The 21,037-nt window shown below is 57.4% G+C and carries 18 protein-coding genes and 1 other RNA gene; 8 read left to right on the forward strand and 11 right to left on the reverse strand.

All coding sequences use genetic code 11. The annotated features are described in order from the left end of the window. Positions 1 to 341: 341 nt before the first annotated feature. Entirely contained in the window at positions 342 to 1,691 is a 1,350-nt protein-coding gene (locus tag ABIE60_RS13480; RefSeq protein WP_354470043.1) for an alanine/glycine:cation symporter family protein, read from the forward strand. Positions 1,692 to 1,738: 47 nt separating this feature from the next. On the opposite strand, the gene ABIE60_RS13485 is transcribed toward ABIE60_RS13480, so the two are convergent. Next, positions 1,739 to 2,539 carry a M48 family metallopeptidase gene (locus ABIE60_RS13485; protein WP_354470044.1) on the reverse strand — a complete coding sequence of 267 codons (801 nt, stop codon included), beginning with the start codon at positions 2,537 to 2,539 and terminating at the stop codon, positions 1,739 to 1,741. A 268-nt stretch (positions 2,540 to 2,807) separates the two neighbouring features. Here ABIE60_RS13485 and ABIE60_RS13490 point away from each other — a divergent pair, with 268 nt between their 5' ends. Continuing rightward, complete coding sequence (locus tag ABIE60_RS13490) at positions 2,808 to 4,247, forward strand: YcjX family GTP-binding protein (RefSeq protein ID WP_354470045.1); 1,440 nt, start codon at positions 2,808 to 2,810, stop codon at positions 4,245 to 4,247. Then, the gene (locus ABIE60_RS13495; protein WP_354470046.1) at positions 4,247 to 5,269 is read left to right on the forward strand and encodes a TIGR01620 family protein; all 1,023 of its coding nucleotides are present in this window, start codon (positions 4,247 to 4,249) and stop codon (positions 5,267 to 5,269) included. Before ABIE60_RS13490 ends, ABIE60_RS13495 begins: the two co-directional genes overlap by 1 nt. A gap of 56 nt (positions 5,270 to 5,325) precedes the next feature. Here the strand turns inward: ABIE60_RS13495 and ffs are convergent. Next, an RNA gene (gene ffs / locus ABIE60_RS13500) (signal recognition particle sRNA small type) lies at positions 5,326 to 5,422 on the reverse strand. 82 nt (positions 5,423 to 5,504) lie between these two features. Then, positions 5,505 to 6,116, reverse strand: coding sequence for a LysE family translocator (locus ABIE60_RS13505; protein ID WP_354470047.1), 612 nt, complete (start codon positions 6,114 to 6,116; stop codon positions 5,505 to 5,507). 122 nt (positions 6,117 to 6,238) lie between these two features. On the opposite strand from ABIE60_RS13505, the gene ABIE60_RS13510 reads away from it, so the two are divergent. Both ABIE60_RS13510 and ABIE60_RS13515 read left to right on the forward strand, forming a co-directional pair. Further along, on the forward strand, positions 6,239 to 6,784 hold the full coding sequence (locus tag ABIE60_RS13510) for a DUF2058 domain-containing protein (RefSeq protein ID WP_354470048.1): 546 nt from the start codon (positions 6,239 to 6,241) through the stop codon (positions 6,782 to 6,784). Positions 6,785 to 6,885: 101 nt separating this feature from the next. Further along, the gene (locus ABIE60_RS13515) at positions 6,886 to 7,689 is read left to right on the forward strand and encodes a response regulator (RefSeq protein ID WP_354470049.1); all 804 of its coding nucleotides are present in this window, start codon (positions 6,886 to 6,888) and stop codon (positions 7,687 to 7,689) included. On the opposite strand, the gene alr is transcribed toward ABIE60_RS13515, so the two are convergent. From alr to ABIE60_RS13535, 4 genes are all read right to left on the reverse strand, one after another. Continuing rightward, a complete protein-coding gene (alr, locus tag ABIE60_RS13520) occupies positions 7,677 to 8,756 on the reverse strand; it encodes an alanine racemase (RefSeq protein ID WP_354470050.1) in 1,080 nt (359 codons plus the stop codon). The two genes, ABIE60_RS13515 and alr, sit on opposite strands and share 13 nt — an antisense overlap. A gap of 24 nt (positions 8,757 to 8,780) precedes the next feature. Next, positions 8,781 to 9,170, reverse strand: a complete 390-nt coding sequence (gene ridA, locus ABIE60_RS13525) for a deaminase RidA (RefSeq protein WP_091824937.1) — start codon at positions 9,168 to 9,170, stop codon at positions 8,781 to 8,783. Between the two features lie 80 nt (positions 9,171 to 9,250). After that, the gene (locus ABIE60_RS13530; protein WP_354470051.1) at positions 9,251 to 10,507 is read right to left on the reverse strand and encodes a D-amino acid dehydrogenase; all 1,257 of its coding nucleotides are present in this window, start codon (positions 10,505 to 10,507) and stop codon (positions 9,251 to 9,253) included. Positions 10,508 to 10,916: 409 nt separating this feature from the next. Next, positions 10,917 to 11,531: a response regulator gene (locus ABIE60_RS13535; RefSeq protein ID WP_354470052.1), complete on the reverse strand. Its 615-nt coding sequence runs from the start codon at positions 11,529 to 11,531 to the stop codon at positions 10,917 to 10,919. A 140-nt stretch (positions 11,532 to 11,671) separates the two neighbouring features. On the opposite strand from ABIE60_RS13535, the gene ABIE60_RS13540 reads away from it, so the two are divergent. Both ABIE60_RS13540 and ABIE60_RS13545 read left to right on the forward strand, forming a co-directional pair. Further along, positions 11,672 to 12,430: a TlyA family RNA methyltransferase gene (locus tag ABIE60_RS13540; protein WP_354470053.1), complete on the forward strand. Its 759-nt coding sequence runs from the start codon at positions 11,672 to 11,674 to the stop codon at positions 12,428 to 12,430. A gap of 60 nt (positions 12,431 to 12,490) precedes the next feature. Beyond that, a complete protein-coding gene (locus ABIE60_RS13545; protein WP_354470054.1) occupies positions 12,491 to 14,020 on the forward strand; it encodes a GNAT family N-acetyltransferase in 1,530 nt (509 codons plus the stop codon). Between the two features lie 72 nt (positions 14,021 to 14,092). Here the strand turns inward: ABIE60_RS13545 and ftsZ are convergent, their stop codons facing one another. From ftsZ to ABIE60_RS13560, 3 genes are all read right to left on the reverse strand, one after another. Beyond that, positions 14,093 to 15,307 carry a cell division protein FtsZ gene (gene ftsZ / locus ABIE60_RS13550; protein WP_354470055.1) on the reverse strand — a complete coding sequence of 405 codons (1,215 nt, stop codon included), beginning with the start codon at positions 15,305 to 15,307 and terminating at the stop codon, positions 14,093 to 14,095. A 58-nt stretch (positions 15,308 to 15,365) separates the two neighbouring features. Beyond that, complete coding sequence (gene ftsA, locus ABIE60_RS13555) at positions 15,366 to 16,625, reverse strand: cell division protein FtsA (RefSeq protein ID WP_354470056.1); 1,260 nt, start codon at positions 16,623 to 16,625, stop codon at positions 15,366 to 15,368. A 461-nt stretch (positions 16,626 to 17,086) separates the two neighbouring features. After that, complete coding sequence (locus ABIE60_RS13560; protein ID WP_354470057.1) at positions 17,087 to 18,889, reverse strand: methyl-accepting chemotaxis protein; 1,803 nt, start codon at positions 18,887 to 18,889, stop codon at positions 17,087 to 17,089. A gap of 229 nt (positions 18,890 to 19,118) precedes the next feature. Here ABIE60_RS13560 and ABIE60_RS13565 point away from each other — a divergent pair, with 229 nt between their 5' ends. After that, positions 19,119 to 20,408 (forward strand): amidase, encoded by a 1,290-nt coding sequence (locus ABIE60_RS13565; protein WP_354470058.1) that lies wholly within the window; start codon positions 19,119 to 19,121, stop codon positions 20,406 to 20,408. Here ABIE60_RS13565 and ABIE60_RS13570 read toward each other — a convergent pair whose 3' ends face one another. Then, positions 20,409 to 21,035 carry a gamma-glutamylcyclotransferase gene (locus ABIE60_RS13570; protein WP_354470059.1) on the reverse strand — a complete coding sequence of 209 codons (627 nt, stop codon included), beginning with the start codon at positions 21,033 to 21,035 and terminating at the stop codon, positions 20,409 to 20,411. Positions 21,036 to 21,037 lie beyond the last annotated feature (2 nt).

The raw sequence follows: 21,037 nt of genomic DNA on the forward strand, positions 1-21,037 counted from the left end.
ATCTGGACTGCCGTTCATACGGTCACCATCCTGAGCATTTTCGGTGCACCGAGCACAGCCGTAGCGCACAGACTGACGCTTCGCCTCACATATGAACAGACAGCAACCTTTTGAATCAGAAATTATTCCTGTTTATATAATCTTAAACGGGATTTTTTCGCAAAATAATACATAAAGACCCAGGCTTGACCCATCTATCACGTTAAGTGGCATGAGATCTGCTACAGCCTTGGGTACTTTCACTGCACGAGACGATGCAATATGGCTCGGCAGAGAATTCAGGACTCACACCTGAAGCAGGCGCAGGCCCCTTCAGGCTTATAATACGGAGACATCATACGATGGCTGCAATCGAATCATTTATCTCGGCAATTAACGGGGTCGTCTGGGGCCCCATGATGCTTGTACTCATTCTTGGGGTAGGCCTGTTCCTCTCCATCGGCCTGAAACTGGTGCCTATCCTCAGGATCGGTACCGGTTTCCGGCTGCTCTGGGGCGGGCGTACCGCCAGCGCCGGTGACGAAAAAGAGGGTGAAATCCCGCCCTTTCAGGCACTGATGACCGCCATGTCCGCTACGGTAGGCACCGGCAACATCGCCGGGGTTGCCACGGCAATCTTTCTGGGCGGGCCGGGTGCACTGTTCTGGATGTGGATAACGGCCCTGATCGGTATGGCAACCAAATATTCCGAGGCCGTTCTGGCGGTGAAATACCGTGAAACCGATGAAAAGGGGCAGCATGTCGGCGGTCCCATGTATTACATCAAGAACGGCCTGGGCAAGAACTGGGCGTGGATGGGTGTAGCCTTTGCCATTTTCGGCGCTGCTGCGGGTTTTGGTATCGGTAATACCGTACAGTCCAACTCGGTCGCCGATGTACTGCATGCCAACTTCAGCATTCCCACCTGGATCAGCGGGCTGGTGATGATGACACTGGTGGGCGCGGTCATTCTGGGCGGCATCAAGCGCATCGGTCATGTAGCCGGGGCACTGGTGCCTTTCATGGCACTTTCCTATCTGATCGCTGGACTGGTTGTACTGGCGATCAATGCGCATCTGCTGCCGCAGGCACTGGATCTGATCTTCACCCACGCCTTCTCACCGATTGCCGCGCAGGGTGGTTTTGCCGGCGCAGCCGTATGGGCGGCCATCCGCTTTGGTGTTGCTCGTGGTGTCTTCTCCAACGAGGCAGGCCTCGGCTCGGCTCCCATCGCACACGCTGCCGCTCAGACCCATGACCCGGTACGCCAGGGCCTGATCGCCATGCTGGGAACCTTCCTCGACACACTGGTGATCTGCAGCATCACCGGTCTGGTTATCGTCAGCTCCGGCGCCTGGACCGGCGGCGAATCCGGTGCAGCATTGACCAGCCAGGCCTTTGCAACAGCCCTGCCCGGCCTGGGTAACTATCTGGTCGCCATTGCGTTGGCCATCTTCGCCTTTACCACCATTATCGGCTGGTCGTTCTATGGCGAGCGCTGCGTAGAGTTTCTGTTCGGCATCAAGGCGATCACCCCCTACCGCATCCTCTGGATTCTGGCCATTCCGCTGGGCGCAACGCTGAGCCTGGACTTTGTCTGGCTGGTTGCCGATACCCTCAACGCCATGATGGCGATCCCCAACCTGGTCGCACTGGCCCTTCTGAGCCCGGTGGTGTTCAAGTTGACGCGCGAGTACTTCAACCGCAACTGATCCAGCCATGAACGAAAACGGGAGCCATTGCGGCTCCCGTTTTTTGTTCAGGCTGCCTGGGCAGCTACAGGCTGTACCGAGCGCGTATCGTAAAACTTCTCAATGGCCAGAATTCGCTTGGTCATACGCGGATGGGAAGAGAGAATTTCCTGCAGAAAGCCGAATACCATCGGAATCTGCTGCTCCTGTCGCTTGAACGCTTCAACACTGGTGTGCGGTGTCAAAACCTGACTGCCGGAAGCCAATGTAATCATGGCAGTAACGGCCGCATCACGATTCACCGGAACACAAGCTGCAGCAATACGATCTGCGGTCAGCTCGCAGGAACGATTGTAGGCCGCGCCCAGGAACGGAATGAACATCGCCGGCTTCATCAACAGACCAACCCAGAAATTGACATGCCCCGCCGCATGGTGCGCCAACTCATGTGCAACAATCATCCGGACGCGGTCCGTGTTCTTGTCCTCCCAAAGCAGGTCTACCAAACTGGAGAACAGCAGGACGTACTGTGTCGACAGAAACTTCACGGCCAGCGCATTGGTCAAGCCGCCCGCATTCACCACAAACGTATCCGGCACTCGACTCAGGCCAAGCTTCTGGCCTACATCCTGAACAATGGCATTCAGCTCGGCATATTGCTGCTCATTGACCATTACACTGTTACCGAACAGCGTTGCGCGAAAGAAGCGACCCGCGATCCAGAGTATCAATGCCAACGGCAGCAACATGAACAGAATCGAAAAAACGGTGCCCAACAGCAAACCGACCCAGATCAGACCGCCCACAACCATGCAGATCAGTCGATAGAGTTTTTCCTTGGGATGGCGCAGTTCATTTACAGAGATCATCATCATTCCTTTTTCAAGATGGGTAAACGAAACAAGCACACAGAGAAGGAGAGGCAGAACAGACAGGAACGAGGTGAGAAACCTCCAGCCTGCTTTACACGGACGTCCTTTTCCGTAGCTGGACGACGACTATAGACTTCTTTTATGACAACTGGAATCCCCTTTGGGAGCTTTACCTGCGCTTAATCAAGCCACCAAAACGGTGATTTTCAGCCACACTTCAGCTCAGGGATGACAGAATAGTCTGATACCCCAAACGGAGCCGTACATGAGCATACCGAAAAAACTGGGTGGATTGATTCGACAAAGCGGCCTGCCCGACTGGCCCGAGCAGTTCAGGATGAGCATGGAACGAGGCCTTGAGCAGCGTGTCCGACTGGCCGTCACAGGATTGAGCCGCAGCGGCAAGACCGTATTCATCAGCAGCCTGGCACACCACCTGCTGCAGAGTGATCAGGGCCGCTCGCTGCCGTTTTTTGTGGCGGCTTCCGAAGGCCGAATTATCGGCACCCGTGACCTGAGCACAGCATCCGCCACCCCATTTCCGCTGCAACAAAGCCTCACGGGGCTTCAGACCTCTCCACCGCACTGGCCTGACTCAACCGAAGCACTGTCGGAGATCCGGCTGGCACTGCGTTATCGTCGCAAACCGGGGCTGGGACGCGCACTGGGGGAACACTCCACACTCTATCTGGATCTGATCGATTACCCTGGAGAATGGCTGCTGGACCTGCCCATGCTGACACTCAGTTTCGAGCAGTGGTGCAAACAGCAGCAAGCCCTGTTTGCTTCAGCCCCGCGCGCAGAGGCAGCCGCTGACTGGATATCGTGCCAACACGAGGTCGATTGGCTCGCCCCGGCCTCAGAGAGTCAACGACAACGACTGGCTGAGCACTACCGCTCACTGTTGCAGCAACTGCGCGAGCCGCCACATAACCTGAGTCTGCTGCAGCCTGGCCGCCTGCTCATGCCGGCAGAGCTGGCGGGCAGTTCATTGCTTGACCTGTTTCCGATTATCCGGAACTGGCCCGAAGAGCCCGAGAACGCGGACCCAAGCAGCCTGTTTACACAACTGCAACAGGCCTACAACGAGTACTGTGAACAGGTCGTCCGTCCTTTCTACCAAAACCACTTCCGCCACTTTGACCGCCAGATCGTGCTGGTTGACTGCCTGAAAACACTCAACAGCGGCGAAGCCTGTTTCAATGACATGCAGCTGGCGCTGACAACCCTGCTGCACAGCTTCCAGTATGGCCACAACAGCCTGTTGCGACGACTGTTCAGGCCTCGCATCAACCGCGTACTGTTTGCCGCCACCAAGGCAGATCATGTAACCGCCAACCAGCACCACAATCTGGACCAGTTCCTGCGCCTGATGATTGAAACCGCACAGCGAGAGATGCGTTTCGAACAGGTCGACACCCGCTGTCTTGCGCTGTCATCCCTGCGTGCCACTGAAGCCGCGCAGGCTCGACTTGATGGCCAACACCTCTCCTGCCTGCGTGGCCATCGCAAGGATACAGGCGAAGAGATTGCCCTCTTTCCCGGCGAGGTGCCCATTGAACTGCCCCGTGCCGAGGACTGGAACAGTGACCGTTTCCGCTTTGTCGACTTTGCCCCGCGGCCACTGCCTGTAGGCCCACTGAAGCCCGAGCACCATATCCGCCTGGATCAGGCGATCGAATACCTGCTGGGAGATCTGTTCTGATGCATGACACACCCAAATGGCAGCGCCCAATCGAGCTGCCACCCGAGACGATGGCGGCCGATCCAGCCGAACAGCCCCCGCACCAGCCAGCCCGAGAGATCCCGCTGGACAAGACCCAGGCTGTTGAAGATGACACCTTTCTGGAGCCACCTCCATCGCCACCGCAGCGCAATAAACACGGTAGACGTTGGCTAATGCCCTTGCTGGGCACACTGCTCAGCTTGGCCTTCGGTGCCGAGTTGTACCGACTGATCAGCTGGAGTACATCCATTCATCCCCTGCTGGGAGGCGCTTTCAGCCTGTTGACGCTGCTACTGCTGCTTGCGATAGGTGTCGAGATAAGACGGGGATTCAAAGGCAGCCGACAGCTGCGGCAGGTACAAAAACTGCAGCAACAGGCCAACTCTTTGCTGCAACAGGCCAGCCACGGTGACAGCGCCGCACTGCTGCATCAGCTGGAGCAGCGCTACCGCAGCACCGCACTGGAGCATGAGCTGCAAGGCGCCATCGCCCAGCTTGACAGCAGCTACAACGACCGGGAGATCATTCAGTATCTGAACCGACATGCCCTGAACCAGGCCGACCAAACCGCCCGGCGCTGCGTTCAGCGCTACAGTGTTGAGTCAGGCGTGCTGGTGGCGCTGAGCCCCTGGGCCAGCTTTGACATGCTGCTGGTCGCCTGGCGAAATCTGCGCATGATCCGCGAAATCGCTGCAGTATATGGCGTCGCACCGGGGCTGTTGACTCAAGGCAAGCTGTTAAAGCAGATCCTGCAGAATCTGGCATTCGCCGGAGCCAGTGAAGTGGCAATGGATGCCGGTTCAGCCCTGCTGGGCAGCTCACTGACCGCAGGCCTTTCTGCACGCGCCGGTCAAGGAATAGGTGCCGGACTCTTCACCGCACGCACCGGACTGACAGCGATCAAGCTTTGCCGCCCGCTGCCCGAACAGGGCCAGCCAAAAAGCATGCTGCAGCAGATAGTCAAAGGCATTGTGCACCGACTGACAAGCCGAAAGGCGTAAGCTTACGGACCGGGAACAGTGAAAATACAGAGAGGGAAAGCAGATATTGGAGGCGGCTCCACCAGCCACATCCCGGCACACGAGTCGACCGCTGTGGCTGCTCCCTTCCGGGCCTGACCAGGTTCACGGTGTATCGTTGCGAGAGGACCGGCAGAACCGCCATAACGCGGCATTGCGCCCTGTCTCAACAGACAGGCGCGCAGTATAAGCATCCGCGCAGGGGATTGCAAACGGATCAGGGCACCACAACACGCACCGCCAGGCCGATGAGCACCACGCCGGTCAGTTGCTCCACTCGCTTGAGATGACGCCTTAGCCAGGCCAACAGATGGGCTTGAGAAAACAGCAGTGCCACCAGCGTATACCAGAGACCGTCCACCAGCGTGGCAGTCGCAACCATCAGCCACTGGTCAGCCAATGTTTGATTCACCGTCACAAACTGAGAGAACAGCGCGGTAAAAAACACGGCCAACTTGGGGTTGAGCAACGAAATCAGCGCACCCGACCGGGCTGCCTGCCAAAAACTGTCCTGCCCTCCCCGCTGTGCCTGCAGGTCTGGCGTAGCCGCGTGACGCAGAGCGTTGAATCCGAGCCAGATCAGATAGGCAGCCCCCAGCCAGGTCAAAACCTGATACAGAGTTTCATGACGGCTCACCAGCAGGCCAAGCCCCCATACTGTTGCCATCGCCCACAGCCCAACCCCCAGCGCATGGGCACAGCCAGCAGCAATGCCATGCCCCCGACCGTTACTGACGGTCTGACGCAACACCACCGCCAGGCTGGGACCGGGCGACATGGCCCCCAGCACACAGATCAGCAGCAACGAAAACCACAACATCAACGACATGACTCTCTCCTTAAAAACTCCCTGATGACCCGTTCAGACCACCGCCCCTCATGCCCGCCAGGGCAGACTATGCTATAGTCCTGCGCCGTTATCACCATGAATCAGGTATCCGAGGGTTCACTATGGCAGGCTCACTTCAGGACCAGTTACTCAACGCAGGCCTGGCAAACAAAAAACAGGCCAAGCAAGCCAAGGATCTTAAACGCAAACAGTCGAAACAGAAACGGGGCGGACAGGCCAGCGCCGATGAAGAGCGTCAGCGGCGCGAGGCCGTTGAGGCGGCACGGTTGGAAAAGGTTGAGCGCGACCGTGAACTGAACCGTCAACGTCAACAAGAGCAGGCACAGAAAGCGGCACAGGCCGAAGTTCGCCAGTTGATTGAGACTCATCGGCTGCCTTTGTCACCCAAGGCCGAGTTGCGCTACAACTTTGTCCATGGCACCACCATTCGCCACCTCTACCTTGAGCAGAAGCAGATCGACCAGCTTGCCCGCGGCCAACTGCGTATCGCCGTACTCGATAATGGCTACCACCTGATCCCGGCCGAGATCGTTGAACGCATCGAAACACGCCTGCAGGATGTTGTGCTGCCACGCCCGGTGGACGACACCCCTGAGCCGGATGACCCCTATGCGGACTACCAGATTCCTGACGATCTGATGTGGTAATCACTGCGGGCCTGACGCTGATCAGGCCCTGCCTCTGTCATCATCCCGCAACAGCTGATACGCTCAGTCCAAAAATCCCCACCAATGGCAGGACAATACGGATGAGCACCCTGGGTGTCAGTGAACTGAACATACTGTTGGTCGAGCCCTCGGCCGTACAGCGCAAAATCATGATTCAGCAACTGCAGGACGAGCAGGTGATGGCGATCGATACCGCCGCCAACCTGCATGAGGCGCTGGACAAGATCATGAAAGTACGGCCTGATCTGGTGATCAGCGCTTTGCACTATGACGATGGCAGCGCCGTCGAGCTGCTCGGCGCCATTCGTCGCCTGCCGGAGCTGGCAGAGCTGCCCTTCATGCTGGTCTCCAGCGAGACCCGCAAGCCACAGCTGGAAGTATTCAAGCAGTCCGGTGTGGTCGCCATACTGCCCAAGCCCTTTACCCGCCAGCATCTGGGTTCCGCACTGAACGCCACCCTCGACCTGCTGGGCAAGGATGAGCTGGAACTGGAATTCTACGACGTTGAGAGCCTGCGGGTTTTGATCGTGGATGACAGCCGCATGGCGCGCACGATGATCCACCGCGTGCTGCATAATCTGGGCATTGTACACCTGCTCGAAGCCGCTGATGGGCGTGAAGCGATTGAGCTTTTGCAGCGCGAAACCGTGGATCTGGTTGTCACCGATTACAACATGCCTGAAGTAAACGGGTTGGAGCTGGCTGAGTTCATTCGCAGCTCTGAGCTTCACTCACACCTGCCGATTCTGATGGTGACATCCGAGGCCAACGAAACCCACCTCAGCCATGTCGAGCATGCCGGGGTAAACGCGCTCACTGACAAGCCGTTTGAACCGGAAACGGTCAAACGGCTGCTGGTGCGCCTGCTGGATCAGTCAGAGTAAAAACGCGGTACGCGTGGGGTCAGGCAGGTCAGCAACGTGTAGGGGATGGTATCGCACCATTGCGCCACCTCAGCCACCGGCAACCTCTGCCCCCAAAGCTCGACCCGACTGCCGATATCCGCCTGTGGGATATCGGTCAGATCAACCGTCAGCATGTCCATGGACACCCTGCCTGCCAGTGAGGTTCTGACGCCCTCGACCAGCACCGGTGTACCGTTGCGGGCATGACGCGGATAACCATCGCCATACCCCATGGCCACGGTACCGATACGGCGCGCACGATCACAACTGAACGTGGCACCATAGCCCACCGTCTCACCCACCGGCACCTCGCGTACCGCGATGATCTCTGAGCTGAGCGTCATACCCGCCATCAGCTGGTCAGCCACCGGGTGCGGCTCACCGAAAGGCGTTGCCCCGTAAAGCATGATACCGGGGCGCAGCCACTGCCGATGCGCCTCGGGCCAGGCCATCACGGCAGCGGAATTCGACAGGCTTGCTCCCAGACCAAGCCGCGCCGCAACTCGATCAAAACAGCCCAGCTGGTCGCGGGTCATCGGCAATGCAGGCTCATCGGAACGGGCAAAGTGGGTCATCAGCAACACCTCACTCACCACTTCACACTGGTGCAGACGCGCCACAAGCGACTCAACCTGTTCAGGTGCCACACCCAGACGGTGCATGCCGGTATCCAGCTTGAGCCAAACGGGAAAGCGCGCCGGGCTTCTGAACTGCTCCAGCCAGCGCACCTGATGCTCGCTGTGCAGCGCAGGCCAGAAACCGTGCTCGGCAATCAATGGCAACTCGTCCGCATCAAAGAAACCTTCCAGCAGAATGATCGGCTGGCGCAGCCCGACCTCACGCAGTTCCATTGCCTCTTCAACACAGGCGACACCAAAGGCATCGGCAACTGCTGCCAGTGCACGCGCCACCGGCACCGCACCGTGGCCATAGGCGTTCGCCTTGACAATGGCGGCCGCCATCGCCGTTGGCGCCTGCGCCTTGGCCAGACGGTAGTTGTGAACGATCGCATCCAGATGGATATCCGCGCGCACTTTACGGCTCATGCCCTGCCCTCCACCGGCTGGCTGTCAGTCCTTCAACACCATGATCGCTTCCACTTCGATATCCGCATCCTTGGGCAGCGCCTTGACAGCATAGGCCGCACGGGCCGGATATGGCTCACTGAAGTAGCGCGCCATCACTTCGTTCACCTGCGCAAAGTACTCAAGATCAGACAACAGGATCGTCACCTTGGCGAAATCACCCAGTGAACCACCGGCCGCTTCCGCCACGGCTTTCAGGTTTTCAAATACACGCACCGCCTGGGCCTCGAACGAGTCGGTCACCATCTCCATGGTCGCCGGATCGAGTGGAATCTGACCCGAGAGATACACGGTGTTGCCGACACGAACTGCCTGAGAGTAGGTGCCGATGGCGGCCGGAGCGTTTTCAGTGCTGATGATGCTGCGATTGGACATGTTATTTTCCTGTACTTGATGATAAATGGAATCGGCAGACTATAGCGCAAATTGCCTCTACTGCCAGAGAATGCTGTGTTTCAGCCAGCGTAACGATCAAGGCCAAGCCCTTCCGTTTCAATTGCCGGCGTCTGACCACAGATTATATCGGTGATATAGCGGGCAGAGCCAAGTGACATGGTCCAGCCCAGCGTACCGTGCCCGGTGTTCAAAAACAGCTCTGGATAACCCGTTGGGCCCAGAATGGGGGTGCCGTCCGGCGTCATCGGCCGCAGTCCGGTCCACAGTTCGGCCTGCGACGGGTCACCACTGCCACCGAAAAGGTCATTGACCACAAATTCCACATTGGCACGGCGGCTCTGCGGTGTGGACAGATCATAACCGGTCAGCTCAGCCGTACCGCCTACACGAATTCGATCACCCAGCCGACTGACCGCGACCTTGTAGGTTTCATCCATCACAGTAGACTCCGGTGCCCGTGAAGCATCACTGATCGGAATGGTCAGGGAGAACCCTTTTACCGGATAGATCGGCAAACGAATCCCCAATGGCTTTAAAAGCGGCGCACTGTAGCTGCCAAGCGCCACCAGATAGCGATCACCACGCACATCACCGTTTGAGGTCTTGATGCCACTGATTCTCCCCTGCTCGGACTCAATCGACTCGATGGTTGTATCAAATCTGAACTCGACCCCCAGCGCTGCACAGCGTTTTGCCAATGCCTGAGTAAACAGAAAGCAGTCGCCGGTTTCGTCACCGGGCAGACGCAGTCCTCCCACCAGCTTGTCACGCACATGTGCCAGGGCCGGTTCATACTGCAGTACTCCATCCCGATCCAGCGCTTCATAGGCAACGCCGCAGGATTCCAGGATGCGGATATCCTCCACTGAGGCCTCAAGCTGCTTCTGGCTGCGAAACAACTGAATCAGCCCCTGAGCCCGGTTGTCATACTCGATACCGGTTTCCTGGCGCAGCTCGATTAAACAGTCCCGGCTGTACTCGGCAATACGCAGCATCCGCGCCTTGTTGCGAGCATAGGCCGCTTGGGTACAGTTGGAGAGCATACTGACCAGCCAGCGCAGCATGGTTGGATCCAGTCGCGGCGCCACACGCAAGGGCGCCAGATCCTGCAACATCCACTTGATCGCCTTCAACGGCACACCAGGGGCCGCCCAGGGGGCCGAATATCCCGGTGATATCTGGCCAGCATTGGCATGGCTGGTTTCCAGTGCCGGTTCAGGCTGACGATCAATAACCACTACCTCATGGCCAGCCTGAGCCAGGTACCAGGCACTGGTCACGCCGATAACACCACTGCCAAGAATAATCACACGCATAGCAACACCTTCATGTTCATCGTTATGCAACAGAAGTCACTATTCTGGATCAAAATCGACGTATTTATTTTCCGTATTTGTATTAATTTATAGCTACATTATCTTTTTAAAAACAAAAAGCAGAGGTTCCAACTGCCATAAAGCATGCAAGGCAGTGAATACCGCCAGTCAATCGCAGAAGCCAATACACAGGGATTGAAACTCGCCGACAGGCATTGTCAGCTGATCAGAAACGCAGAAGATGACGTTCAGGACAGAACGTGAATCGAGGGTAAAAAATGAGGGAGGGTGGCCCTATTCAGCTGTATCGGATTGGCCCCCACCTAACCGGCACAGCCTTTCAGGCCATAACATGAAAGCCGATTCCGACTTCCGTTTTTTCCGATTCTAAAGCGAAAGGAACTGAATTTCAAACCTCATCCGACATTCCCAGCAAAATCTGTTCGACCTTTTCGCGCAGGCGTGCAAACGGGATCGGTTTGGGTAACACCTCTATACCCCTGCTGATCGCGTCGATCCGGTCCTGTACCTGCCTCATCCCCAATGCCGTGACCACAATCAGTTGCATCTGCTCCAACAGCTCCTGACGCGCCAGAGCTTCGATGACACTGAAGCCATCCACATTCGGCAGGTTAAGATCCAGAATGAGCAGATCAGGCTCAAATCGCCCCAGCTCCAGCAACCCCTGATAGCCGTCCACTGACTGGCGCAACTCAACCGGAAGCCCCCAACTGCGTATGGTCAGGGCATAAAGGCGTTGCAGCGCGGGCTCATCTTCAATCACCTGCACCCTGACCGGGCGGCTTGGCTCAGGACGTACCGCGGCGGCGGCAGCCGTAACAGCTTCACCGCTGCGAATCTTTTCGGCCAAACGCTCAATCGCGCCGAGGCTGAAGCGACGATGCCCACCCGGTGTCTTCCAGCCATGCAAAATGCCGGCGTCCGCCCACAGCTGGATGGTCCGGGGAGTTACTCCCAGCAATTCAGCGGCTTTGCGACTGGTACACAGGTCTTGATTTGACACCGAAATTCTCTATCCAGATCAATGACTAGAACAGCTTCATGTTAATCCTTTGCCAGCCGTTTGCAAAACGAAAGCAACAACAGGCCTTCGCATTTGAATGGTTTCGGTATAATGGCCTGATTTCACTCAGGATCATCGCCATGCAACGACTGGATCTGTTACTGGTAGAGCGAGGCATTGCCGAGACCCGCACTCGCGCTCAGCGCTTGATCAAGGAGGGCCGCGTCGAGGCTGAACTGGGTCAGTGGCAACGCCTGGACAAGCCTTCCTTCAAACTGCCGGCTGATACGCCTTTGCGTGTGGAAAGCAGCGACGAGGACCGGTTTGTTTCACGCGGCGCTCTCAAGCTGCAGCATGCACTGGCATCACTCAATCCCCCAGTGGCAGGCATCACCGCACTGGATGTAGGCCAGTCCACCGGCGGCTTTACGGACTGCCTGCTGCAGCACGGTGCTGCCAAAGTCGTTGGCATTGAAGTCGGCCACGATCAGTTACACCCCCGTTTGCGCCAGGATCCTCGCGTGGTGTGCCTTGAAGGCTACAACGCCCGCGCGCTGGAACCGTCACTGCGTGATCACACCCCCGAGGCGATGGGGTTCGAGCTGGCGGTGATGGATGTTTCATTTATTTCACAAACCCTGATCCTGCCGTCACTCGCCCCGTTGCTGCGCCCCGGGGGCTGGTTGATCACACTGGTCAAGCCTCAGTTTGAGGCTGGTCCTGAGCATATCGGCAAGGGCGGGCTGGTACGTAACCCCGCCATCTATGACCAGGTACGTCAGACAATTGAAGCCTGCTGCCGCGACAATAACCTCATGCCCTGCTGGTGGAGTGAGAGCCCGATAACCGGTGGCGATGGCAACCGAGAGTTTCTGCTCGCGGCCCGTCGGCAAGGCTGACTTGCGCCTGCCTCCGCCCTGCCGCACACTGCAAACGAATTCCGCTGAAGAGGACAGATCATGCACATCGAAGACATGCACCTTGTCATCCGCAATCTGGAACATGAGGACTATCCCCGCCTGAAAGCGCTGATGGACCGTGTCTATGATGATATTGGTGGGTCCTGGCCCGAGCACACCATTAATAAGCTGATCGATGAATTCCCGGAGGGTCAGATCTGCGTGTTTGACGGTGACGAGCTGGCCGGCATCGCCCTGTCGGCACAGGTACGTTACGACCGCTTCAGCAACCCTCACTCCTATGAAGACCTGATCGGCAAGCGGATGACCATCCTCAACGATCCCGATGGCGATGCGCTGTACGGTCTGGATGTACTGATCCACCCGGAGTACCGCGGCTTCCGCCTGGGCCGCCGCCTGTATGAAGCACGCAAGGAACTGTGTCGCCAGTACAACCTGCGCTCGATCCTGGCGGGCGGACGCATTCCCAACTATTACAAGCACGCAAGCGAAATGACGGCCAGCGAGTACATCGGCAAGGTGCGTCAGCGCGAACTCTACGACCCGATCCTGACCTTCCAGCTGTCCAACAACTTTCAGGTCAAGCGCCTGCTGGGCAGTTACCTGCCCGAAGACACCAAATCTCAGGGCTATGCCACCCTGCTGGAATGGAACAACATTCTGTTCGAGCCTGAAGACAGCGTGATCAGCAGCCGCCCAACCCAGGTGCGAATCGGTGCTATTCAGTGGCAGATGCGTGAAGTGGAGTCAGTGGAAGAGCTACTCAAGCAGGTCGAATATTTCGTCGATACGCTGTCTGAATATCAGAGTGACTTTGCACTGTTCCCGGAATTTTTCAACGCCCCGTTGATGGGCCTGACCGATCAGACCAGCCAGACCAGTGCCATTCGTTTTCTGGCCGGTTTCACCGAGCGGTTCCGCAATGAGATGTCCCACTTTGCGGTGAGCTACAACATCAATATCATCACCGGCTCGATGCCGCTGCTGGAAGGCGACCACCTCTACAACGTCAGCTACCTGTGCCGCCGTGATGGCACGGTGGAAGAGCAGCGCAAGCTCCACATCACCCCGCATGAACGCCGTGACTGGGTCATCCGTGGCGGCGATCAGCTGCGCGTATTCGAGACCGATGCCGGGCGCGTAGGCATTCTGATCTGCTACGACGTGGAGTTTCCTGAACTGGGCCGTCTGCTGGCGGATCAAGACATGGACATTCTGTTCGTTCCCTTCTGGACCGACACCAAGAACGGCTACCTGCGGGTGCGCAACTGCGCTCAGGCACGGGCAATCGAGAACGAGTGCTACACCGTCATCTGCGGCAGTGTGGGCAACCTGCCTTCGGTTGAAAGTCTGGACGTACAGTATGCGCAGTCATCCGTCTTTTCGCCTTCGGACTTTGCCTTCCCGCACGATGCCGTAATGGCCGAAACCACTCCCAACACCGAGATGATCATGTTCTCAGACCTGGACCTGGACCAGATCCGCGTGATCCGCAACGAAGGCTCGGTCACCAACCTGAAGGATCGCAGGCGCGACCTGTACAACCTCAAGTGGCGTCACGAGATGTAAAAAACCCGCCGGGCGGTAGCCGGGCGGGAATTCAGGAGGGCACCCCGGCGTCAGCCGGGGGTCATCATGCAATCAGTCTGCCTGACGGCGCAGAAACGCCGGGATATCCAGAAAATCCATATCGTCAGTGCCGGTCTTTTTCATCGGCACTGAATCCACCTGCGCTTCAGTCAGCTCATTCTGTACCGGGCGCGACTTCTCTTCATTCTGACGATTACGCAGCACTGTCGGCAGCTCAAGCTGATTGAAATCAGCCGTTTTCACCGTACGCGAAGACTGTGCACGCGGTGCGCTGGTATCACCGTTCACGACACGGGACTCGGCAGCTTGAGCACGCTCCAGACCCGTAGCGACAACAGTGACCTTGAGCTCGTCAGACAGCTCAGGATCGATGACGGTACCTACCACAATAGTGGCGTTTTCAGAGGCATACTCTTCGACCAGATCACCGACCTCGGAGAACTCACCCAGACTGAGATCCAGGCCGGCGGTAATATTAACCAGAATGCCGCTGGCGCCTTTCAGGTCGATATCTTCCAGCAGCGGGCTGTTAATCGCCGCCTCGGCCGCTTCACGGGCACGGTTCTCACCGCGGGCGACACCGGTACCCATCATCGCCATGCCCATTTCGGACATCACGGTACGCACGTCGGCAAAATCCACGTTGATCATGCCGGGGCGGATGATCAGATCCGCGATCCCCTGCACCGCGCCCTTGAGCACATCATTGGCCGTACCGAAGGCACTGACCAAAGTACAGTTCTTGCCCAGTACCGGCAGCAGTTTTTCGTTGGGGATGATGATCAGCGAATCAACATGCTCCTGCAGTTCACGGATACCCTCTTCGGCTATTTTCTTGCGACGACGGCCTTCAAACGGGAACGGCTTGGTCACGACCGCCACGGTCAGAATGCCCATTTCGCGAGCCACTTCCGCCACAATCGGAGCGGCACCGGTGCCGGTACCGCCACCCATGCCTGCCGTGATGAATACCATGTCGGCACCGGACAGGGTTGCCGCGATGCGCTCACGATCTTCCAGCGCAGCCTGACGCCCCACTTCGGGGTTGGCACCGGCGCCCAGCCCCTTGGTCAGCTCTCCACCGATATGCAGAGCCGTTTTGGCCGCCATGCTGTTCAGTGCCTGCGCATCGGTATTGGCGCAGATGAAATCCACACCCTCCAGTTCGGTGGTTACCATGTGGTTGACGGCATTACCACCACCGCCACCAACACCGACCACCTTGATTACAGCACTCTGAGGTACACTATCCACCAGCTCAAACATATTCATCCCCTCCAGATACGGCCCCGCTCTGTCGCCGGGTGCCGCTGTTTGCCCAAACTTAAAAATTGCCCTGCAGCCAGTTCTTCATGCGCGAGAACAGACTGCCTTCAGCGCTGCGTTGTGGCCGCAGGCTGTCTTCGTATTCTTCTATTTCCGGCACCGGACTGACCGGCCCATGATCCTGTCGTGCGTAGTGCAGCAGGCCAATGACGGTGGCATAAATGGGGTTGCTCAATTGAGCCTCCAGACCACGGATACCCTGCGGCTTGGCCAGCCGTACCGGCATGTGAAAAATCTCTTCCGCCAGCTCAACAGCACCTTCCATCTTGGCAGTCCCCCCGGTCAGCACGATGCCGGCAGCCACCAGATCCTCGAAACCGCTGCGGCGCAACTCCGACTGCACCAGTGTAAACAGCTCTTCATAACGCGGCTCGACCACCTCAGCCAGTGCCTGGCGTGACAGGTCGCGCGGCGCGCGGTCGCCAACACTGGGCACCTTGATCATTTCGTCTGCCCTGGCCAGCTGCGCCAGCGCACAGGCATATTTGATCTTGATCTGCTCGGCATGCTGGGTCGGGGTGCGCAGCGCCATGGCGATATCACTGGTGACCTGATCGCCGGCGATCGGAATCACGGCCGTGTGACGGATGGAACCGCCGGTAAATACCGCAATATCAGTGGTGCCACCGCCGATATCGACAATACAGACCCCCAGATCCTTTTCGTCATCGGTCAGTACGGAGTAACTGGATGCCAGCTGCTGCAGCACCACCGCATCGACCTCAAGGCCACAGCGACGTACACACTTTTCGATGTTCTGAATCGCGTTGATTGCGCCGGTAATCAGATGAACCTTGGCCTCAAGGCGAACGCCGGACATTCCCAGCGGTTCCTTGATCCCTTCCTGATTATCGATCAGGTATTCCTGCGGCAGGATATGGATGATTTTCTGATCTGCCGGAATGGCCACGGCACGTGCTGCATCAATCACTCGCTCAAGATCGTAGTCAGACACTTCACGGTCGCGTACCGCCACGATGCCATGAGAGTTGAGACTGTTAATATGGCTGCCGGCAATGCCCACGGTCACGCCGTGAACCTTACAGCCAGCCATCAGCTCGGCTTCTTCAACCGCACGCTGGATCGAGCTGACCGTCGATTCGATGTTGACCACCACACCGCGTTTCAGCCCCCGCGAAGGCTGAGAGCCGACACCGATAATTTCGATGGTGCCCTGTGGAGTCAATTCGCCCACCAGACACACCACCTTTGAGGTGCCGATATCGAGTGCGACGATCATGTTATGTGCAGTCACCATATTGTGTGCTCTGAACCCAGCTGGACAGGCGGAAGGGAATTACCCTGTTTTCATCTCTATTGCCATATTACACGCAAAATACGGGCCAACTCCTCAAGCAGCAACCGAATTAAGCTGCGAGTAAGTATCGCCGGTACATGGTCAAAAAATCAACAACGACCACGCTATTTTATATCGGCAAGTTTTTGCCGTTGTTTAGCGTTTTTTCGTTATTTTTCAGCAACCTGTTTTGCCTGGGGGTGAATGGAGTTGCCGCTGGTTAAAATAAACTCAATTTATTTTCATGATACCATCATCAATATTTAATTTTGAATAACACGCGATTATTCAAAACTTTATTTTGAAGAAACACAAAATAATCAATATTTAATATTGATTATAGAGATATGAAGTTTTGGGTTTTTCCAAAAAAAAGCGGCACGCCGATGTCGGCATGCCGCTTTCAGATGAGCCCGTCAATGTCAGTCGCGGGTCGCGTTGAGCAGGTGATCTGGCGTGAAGGCAACACAGAAGCTGCCCCAGCGACGGCCATTCACGAACAGAGGGACCGATAGCGAATTCAGGATTTCACCGGTGTCACGAATAAAGGTCTGCAACAGAAACGGCGAGTCATGGGACGCGCGGCGAATCTCGGCGCGCGTGCCGGCAAAAATGCGGCGGTGACGACTCAGGGCATTGTCCACTTCAAAATCACCCGTCAGCGGCTTGGATACGCGCGTATTGTTCGCCGGGCAGTATCCGTTCAAATCAAACCCCGCAGCCACCAGGAAGGCATCGTTTTCAGTAATACAGCGGTCAAACAGCGGCCGCAGGCGGGCTTCATAGGCATCCGTGTAACGGGTGTCATACTTCTCCGGCAACTGCCCCTTGTTGGTACGAACATAATTGGTATCGAACAGGTCCTGCCCCTGAGCCGCCAGATTCTCCAGCTCGGCCTCTACCATCCGTGCCCATTCCCGCGTTGTGGTGATGATCTGCTCAAAGCCGCCATAACCGATGGTGAAGCGCGACAGCAACTCCTGCATCTCCTCGGTTGCACCGTCCAGCTCCTGCGAGTGCTGGCTCGACACTTCCATTTCCTGACGAATGCTGTCAGCCAACCGGGTTATATCGGACACCTGTTCATGGCTGTGCCGATTGGTATAGGACAGCTCTTCAATGGCAGCGCTGATCTCGCCCAGCTGGCTGTTCAGTGCTTCAAAGTCACTCACCATGGTGCTGAAACGACGACTGGTTTGAGAAATGAAGCCATCCGTATCCGACACGTTCTGCATAATCACTTCGGCCCCGCTGCGGGTACTTTCCACAAGCGACACCATGGCGTTGATCTTGCTGTCGATCTCGCCTGTGGCTGTGTTCACTTTCTGAGACAGCGTACGCACTTCATCCGCAACCACGGCAAACCCCCGCCCTGCCTCACCGGCACGCGCCGCTTCAATGGACGCATTCAGTGCCAGCAGATTGGTCTGCTCGGAGAATCCCTGTACCAGAGAGAGGATGCTGATGATGCTGGCGGAATTTTCCGCCAGTTGCCCCACAACCTGCTGAAACTCCTTCACCTGGGACTCGATGGTCGCCACCTGCTCACTGACCCGTACCAGCTCAGCACTGGAATCCTTCACCTCAGCCAGGTTGTGGCTGTTGCGTTCGGAAATGCTTTGGGTGTGTGCCGCGATCCCCTCAATCGCCGTGGTGGACTCCTGACTGGCCTGAAACACTGCCTGCGCCTTCGACACCTGTTCTTCGGCCGACCCCTTCGCGGCCAGCACCACCTGCTGCAACTGGCTGGCACTGAGCGATACACGCACACTGCGCTGACGGGTATCGGCAATCATCTGCTTCAGACTGGCCGAAAAGTGATTGTAGCTTTCCGCCATGCGCGCAATCTCATCCTGAGTCTGCACCGGTAATGTTGCCGAGATGTCGCCATCCTTGTCTTTCACCGCCCTCAGGACCCGCGTCATGCTGTGAATCGGTCGCAGAAAAAGATGGCGCATGAAAAACAGGGCGAAACCGGCTACCACGAGGGTAACCACCAGCATGGCACCGGCTGCCACACCGGTGATCTGCGCAAGCTGCGCAACCTGCTGTCCAGCATCCGGCGTATCGGCCAAGGCCGTCTGCAGATCCTGCAGCGATAAATGAAGCCAGTAGCCAAGACCGATCAGAATCAGGCTGGGGAGCACAAGGAAAAGCACATTGCCGCAGATTTTGCGGGTCAGGCTATGAAAGAAGGTTTTTTCAATACTCTGATAGAGACTCATTGGGGCACACTCGTTATTGTTATGTTGCTACTTTGGTCGCAGTCGCATGCAGCAGACGAAAAGAGTAATGCTGATTACCTTTGCAGGCAACCATGCGTGATACATGTGGTGTAAAAACCTGTAACAATTTGTAACGGGTTGATTAACGGCGCTTTACCCCTGAGCCGTATGGCGCCAAACTGATGCCCCGATCCTTTTCCCGCCGTATTGACCCTGTGGAGTGGCGCAGATGAACAGTAACAAGTTGGCAACCCCCATTAGCCTGCGACAGGCCCTGAATCTTATCGAGGAAGGTCACTGCACAGCGCTGGAGCTGCTGGAGGCTTGCCTCGCTCAAATCGAGGCCCGCGAGCCTGAGGTTGGTGCCTGGCAGCACCGCCTTGACGCCGAATCCTGCCTCGAACACTACCGCAATCACCAGTCATTTTATGAAACCAGCCTGCTGAAAGGGCTGCCCATCGGCATCAAGGACATTATCGATACGGCCGACATGCCGACCGAGATGGGGTCCCCCATCCACAAAGGCCGTCAGCCGGTCGACGATGCCAGCTGCGTTGCACTCCTGCGTCAGGCAGGCGGTATTATTATCGGCAAGACGGTCACAACCGAATTCGCCTATTTCAAACCAGGCAAGACCGCCAACCCACGCGATCTGAAGCGAACGCCGGGCGGCTCTTCCAGTGGTTCGGCGGCGGCTGTCGCCGATGGAATGGTGCCGGCGGCACTGGGCTCACAGACCGCTGCATCCGTCATCAGGCCGGCAGCCTACTGCGGTACGGTCGGTTATGTGGGTACCCGTGGGGAGTTCTCATTGCGCGGCATACAGCCATTGGGACAATCTCTGGATTCACTCGGGCTGTTCAGCCGCCAGGTCGAAGATATCGAGCTGCTGCGCGCCATTCTGCTGCGACAGCCAGAGCCGATGACCACAGCTGATGCACTGCAACCCAAACGCATCCTTCTGTGTCGGGGCGATGCCGCCGGTGAGGTCGAGCCGGACATGGCGGCCGCCATCGAGCGGGCCGCCACCATTCTGCGCAGTCAGGGGGTAGACGTGATAGAGCCCGACAACAGTGACTGGCTGGGTGAGCTGGTACAGCATCATGGCCTGATCATGGCGTATGAGGCGGCTCGCAACCTTGCGCTTGAGTCAGGCCAGCCCGATCTTTTGAGTCCGGCACTGCAGGATCTGATAGCAACCGGCCTGGCAACTCCCCGCGCCGATTATCTGGCATCCCTGCAGGCAGTGGCGGATATCCGTGACGAGCTGGCTCAACGCTACCCGGATGTGGATGCCATGCTCGCACCGGCCGCACCGGGCGTGGCGCCCGAAGGGCATGAACGGACCGGAGCTCCCCATATGAGCCGCCCCTGGCAAGCGATGGGGCTGCCGGTGGTAACACTGCCGGGGCTGACCGATGCCAACAATCTGCCACTGGGGATTCAGCTGATCGGGCAGCCGCACAGTGATGACGACCTGCTGCGAATTGCTCGCTGGCTGGAGCCGCTGCTGAGCTGATCAGCGGTAGCTGTATTCGATCACCTCGGCCGATATCAGGCCGGGGTTATCCGCCAGATACTGCCGCACGGAGCGGCCATCCGCGGTGAAACTGGTATCCAGGAAATTCTGCAATACCGACTCGCCCTGTGTGGCCGCCGACTGCAGGCAGAAGCCAAGATAGCGCGGATTCGGCAGAATATCGCGCCGCCAAAGCGGACCCGCGTAATACTGCCCGACCCGGCGCTGATATTCCGCCTCAGTGACACACTTGTTGAGGCGGTAATCCGTATCAGAATAGCCGGTGCACATGCGTCCTCGAGAAGGCTCGCCCGTGTCCAGATGACACGTTTCCACCTCGATCCAGCGATAACGATGCTCGCGTTCGTACAGCTCAAGAAAGTCAGATTCGCTGCACTCGAACTGAGCGGCAATGATGTCGATACCGTCTGCCGCTTCGGTGGAGCAGGAGGCCAGCTCCAGACTGTCCGATGACATGCCATGCCGACTGATGAACACGATGCCCACCTTATCAAACACGCGGCGGTAGCCCGGTACCCGAACCAAACGGTAATTGCTTAGATTCGGAACAGTTTCGCGCGCGGACTGCTCCGACAGCAGCGAGCCATACCCCACAACGGAAATCATGG

Source organism: Marinobacterium sp. MBR-109 (assembly GCF_040547565.1).
In the GTDB taxonomy this organism is placed as follows: domain Bacteria; phylum Pseudomonadota; class Gammaproteobacteria; order Pseudomonadales; family Balneatricaceae; genus Marinobacterium.